At 38.1% G+C, this 3,718-nt stretch carries 5 protein-coding genes; 1 reads left to right on the top strand and 4 read right to left on the bottom strand.

Annotation, left to right across the window (positions count from 1 at the left end; all coding sequences use genetic code 11):
* Window positions 1-159 precede the first annotated feature (159 nt).
* Window positions 160-987, bottom strand: coding sequence for a hypothetical protein (locus tag E4665_RS17915; RefSeq protein WP_135350168.1), 828 nt, complete (start codon window positions 985-987; stop codon window positions 160-162).
* Window positions 988-1,378: 391 nt separating this feature from the next.
* On the opposite strand from E4665_RS17915, the gene E4665_RS17910 reads away from it, so the two are divergent.
* On the top strand, window positions 1,379-2,245 hold the full coding sequence (locus E4665_RS17910) for a hypothetical protein (protein WP_135350167.1): 867 nt from the start codon (window positions 1,379-1,381) through the stop codon (window positions 2,243-2,245).
* A 392-nt stretch (window positions 2,246-2,637) separates the two neighbouring features.
* Here E4665_RS17910 and E4665_RS17905 read toward each other — a convergent pair whose 3' ends face one another.
* The 3 genes from E4665_RS17905 to E4665_RS18395 all read right to left on the bottom strand — a co-directional run.
* Window positions 2,638-3,036: a type II toxin-antitoxin system death-on-curing family toxin gene (locus tag E4665_RS17905; protein ID WP_135350166.1), complete on the bottom strand. Its 399-nt coding sequence runs from the start codon at window positions 3,034-3,036 to the stop codon at window positions 2,638-2,640.
* A complete protein-coding gene (locus E4665_RS17900; RefSeq protein WP_135350165.1) occupies window positions 3,033-3,293 on the bottom strand; it encodes an AbrB/MazE/SpoVT family DNA-binding domain-containing protein in 261 nt (86 codons plus the stop codon). The genes E4665_RS17905 and E4665_RS17900 overlap by 4 nt, the downstream gene beginning before the upstream one ends.
* Before the next feature lie 223 nt (window positions 3,294-3,516).
* Window positions 3,517-3,718, bottom strand: a 202-nt coding sequence (locus tag E4665_RS18395) for a hypothetical protein (RefSeq protein WP_206663605.1), incomplete at its 5' end; no start/stop codon positions are given.

The raw sequence follows: 3,718 nt of genomic DNA, 5'->3' as shown, positions 1-3,718 counted from the left end.
ACGTATGTCAATTGCCGAAACTTTGATGAGCCGATTCATTTTGAATCTGGACGTGTCAAAAATGGCTTGATTTTTCGAGAAATCTCCGCTCAGGAACGGAAAAAACTCGTTCTATGAATAATTCAGGAGAGAATATACCTTTTCGTCATTTCTTATTTTTTAATTTTGAGGAACCTTGTAAGGGAAAGAAAGCGTGATGGGATTTTTTCCGGGTGCTGTGCATGTCACCTTGATCACTGTATTCGCTCCCCAATCTGCATGCGGAAATGAAAATTCGAGATTGCCGTTATTCATCTGCCAGGATGAATCAGGCTGAATGGCACCATTGACTATAGTAGCAATATCGTCATTTCCGGGGTAGGCTGGAACAATCATCTCAAGCTTTGAGGGCGAATACTGACCCAAATTGTGAAAGATGATGGTTAAATCTTGGCCATATGTATCAGTGTTATAGGTCATGCTTGGCAAAGGTTGAGACGGCGTTTGATTCGGACTTGGTTTGCTTGTTGATTCGCTAGTCGCAGATTTACTTACCGGATTTTTCGGAACGGGAATAGTCACGTTGCCAAGGGATTCAAATTGTTCTGGCTGATTGCCGATCGGCTGGAATGCGACTTTTGGCTTGATTGTTCCCGACAACTGACCCTTTACTTTAAAATCCAGTGTTATGTTTGTGATAGAATCTGCCGGAATCTGAGAAGGCACGTTTGACTGTGCTGTAGACGATAAAGTTGTTGAGTCACTGCTTAAGGCAAATTCTGAAGGATGGACATAAATTGCCTTGTCTGTATGATTGTCCGCAGTCAAAGTTACATCTAAATTCTGTCCGTCATTCTTAGTTACATGAACACTTGTAATCGCCAATGAGGACTTAGAAGGAATTGCTTTCTTCGTGGTTGATTTTGAAGGTGAATGCCCCGTACTGCATCCAGACATAAGTGACGAAACAACCCCAATCGTCGCTAAAAGAAAGGCTATTTTTTTCATGGTTCATCTATCCCCTTACTTCAAATGGTATCCCCTCGCAACCCTCCTATTATATAACTACATCCAAGAAAATGGATTGAAATTATCTAAACCAAGTTCTTTTAAGAGACATCACAGAAATATTAATGTTCAGGAACATGACATGACGAAAAGAAAAGGACAATCCCTGCTCAGAAAACCGTTCCGAATAAAGATGAACCGTTTAAAAAAGCTAAACTGATTCTAAAAAAATATTGATCAGCCTATGTTTTTATCCAACTTTGTTCAACAGCTACAAATTTATCAGCGAACCAAAAAATCCCTGGGTCATAGCACAGATAATCATTTAGTCTAATTAAAAATGTTAAAATACAGTAAAAACATTCTCTATAAAAAGGGGGGGCTAATGTAAATGAAAAAGATAATACTTGTTTGGATAGTTCTTCTTGGGGTAGTGCTTTCTGGATGTGGAAAAACGACCGGTGAATCAACCAAAACTTCCCCACAAAATTCGATACAAAGCACAAAAACAACAGAAACGACATCACAAAGTTCAGAACAAAAAACAAAACCGGCAGTAAAGACTTCAACATCTAAAAGTTCAACATCCTCAGAAGTATTACAGGCGAGTGATAATATCGGTGGCGTTTGGCTGGCAAGGGGGGAACAAGATGGTGCAAGTAGCACTTGGTACTTTAACAATGGGCAATTAACAATCAATTACGTGTACCATTTTTCTTATGTGATTGCTAAAAATAAAGATCCTCATGGGTATACTGTTATAACGATAAAAAATAGCGAAGGTAAGCAGCAACATGCTTTGTTATTGAAAAGAAATGGCAGTGATTTTGAAGGTATAACTGCTGAAGGGGAGGCTTACAACAAATTCTCGGCTGATGGTACCATTCCAGAAGGACAGATTATCAAATTTACATTCCAAAAAAATGCCTGGGGAAGTATGGATGAAGCAATTGATTTTTATGAGAACACATATAAGAATACTAATAATGAGATTTCAAAAGATATTTCATGGAATAATTACCGAAGGAGTTTGTGGAGTTTGGTCAAGAAAGGAACTTCAGGCGATACGATAGTTTTACACTGGACGAATATTAGTGGGGCTGGGGGAAGCTTTGATCAATTTGTTAAAAATGATAGAACCACAGTGATCACGTTCTTCGATGGAAATGTGGGGTATCCCAATCATCCTACCGTGAGACATACGGTTCGAAATGCAGATTATAAAGTGATTAAGACAGAAGAATTGTGGAAGCAATAGTAATTAATATAGGTATGTTTCTTTTTTTGTAGAGGGATTGAGGGGACATATCAATTTTGCTTCAATAATGACTCAATTGAATTTAGAAAAAGCGTGTTTTGATCAATCTTTTTTTTCAAAACACGCTTTTTCTTTTTGTTCTTTTATCAAGGTTTATTAAGTTAATTTAATCAAACTTTTTTCCAATGAATGCTACAGATGATTGACCTACGGCAAGATGGGGGCTAAAAGGTTACATACTGGAAAAAATTAATTTATCAAAAGTTTGCCGGCAGTTGATATATCAATTTAAAATACTAATATTATTTAATTTAATTTTAAATAATTTTTAATTTATTCGATAAAAATGATTAAAATGACGATTGTGTAAAGACTGATCACGCTGCGGCTTTTTAGATTCTATTTGATTGGTGTTTGATCCAAATACTGATTTCGTTGATGTCGATTTTGTTCTCTTGATCTGCTATTTCGACGGTGAAATCAATTTCTTCCTGAGTTTCAACGGACAAGGTGTATCCGTTTTTCTCTAAAAAGGCTTCGAGTGCGGCGAACGCTGTTCGCTTATTGGCATTGAAGAATGGGTGGTTTTGGGACAGGCTCTGAAACAGGGCAGCAGCTTTCTTGAAAATCGTTGGATAGGCATCGCGTCCAAATGCCGACTGCTTGGGACGGTTTACGGCGCTGTTTAAGAGTGCCGCTTCTTTAACACCGACATCCTCATTTGGCGAATAGGTTCTAATTAAAAAGGCATTTAAATAGATGATTTGTTCTTCGGTGAGGTAATAGGTCATCGGGTGGTCAGACCCTTGAAGACATCGTCATACTTTTCAATGATGCCGTTGACCATATTGATGAAATCTGGATCGACGCCTTTGGGTAGAGTCGTGTTCTCCTTTTTTTTAAGGGTTACGGTGCCGTCTGTTTGTATGTTGAAGTCGATCTGATCGCCCGGCTTTACATTGAGATGCTTCAGAATTTCATGCGGGAAAGTAGCACCGCAACTATTTCCTATCTTCATGAGTTTCCGCTGAACGGTGATTTCATCCATGGCATTCGGCCTCCTTTGTTTAGTACATTCTTATGTTATCACGTTATAACGGTGATAACAATTTTGGGACACCCGATGGGTATTTATAAACGCGTGCACTTGATGGCTCATTTTATCTTTAACTTGAATTCCCATGACCATGAAATACAGCTCATATTCAACTATGTAGATTATAAATAAACTAATTTATTTTTAAATTTTATTTAAATATGAAGATATATAATCATACCATTGCAGGAGTTAAGTCTGTATACTTGTGTAAATAGGGTGATCTGAATATGAGGAAATGAGCAGGGGTTTCTGTTTTTCTGGAGGGGGCTGGCCAGCCCCCTCCAGAAAAACAGCGGGATTCGATTTCCCCTGTTTCTTTCATTTTTTTCATAGAAAATGAGCCGGAGCCCATCATCTCAGTTAGAATAGAGTCG

Source organism: Sporolactobacillus shoreae (genome assembly GCF_004684935.1).
In the GTDB taxonomy this organism is placed as follows: Bacteria; Bacillota; Bacilli; order Bacillales; family Sporolactobacillaceae; genus Sporolactobacillus; species Sporolactobacillus shoreae.
This window is presented reverse-complemented; position numbering and strand designations above follow the sequence as displayed.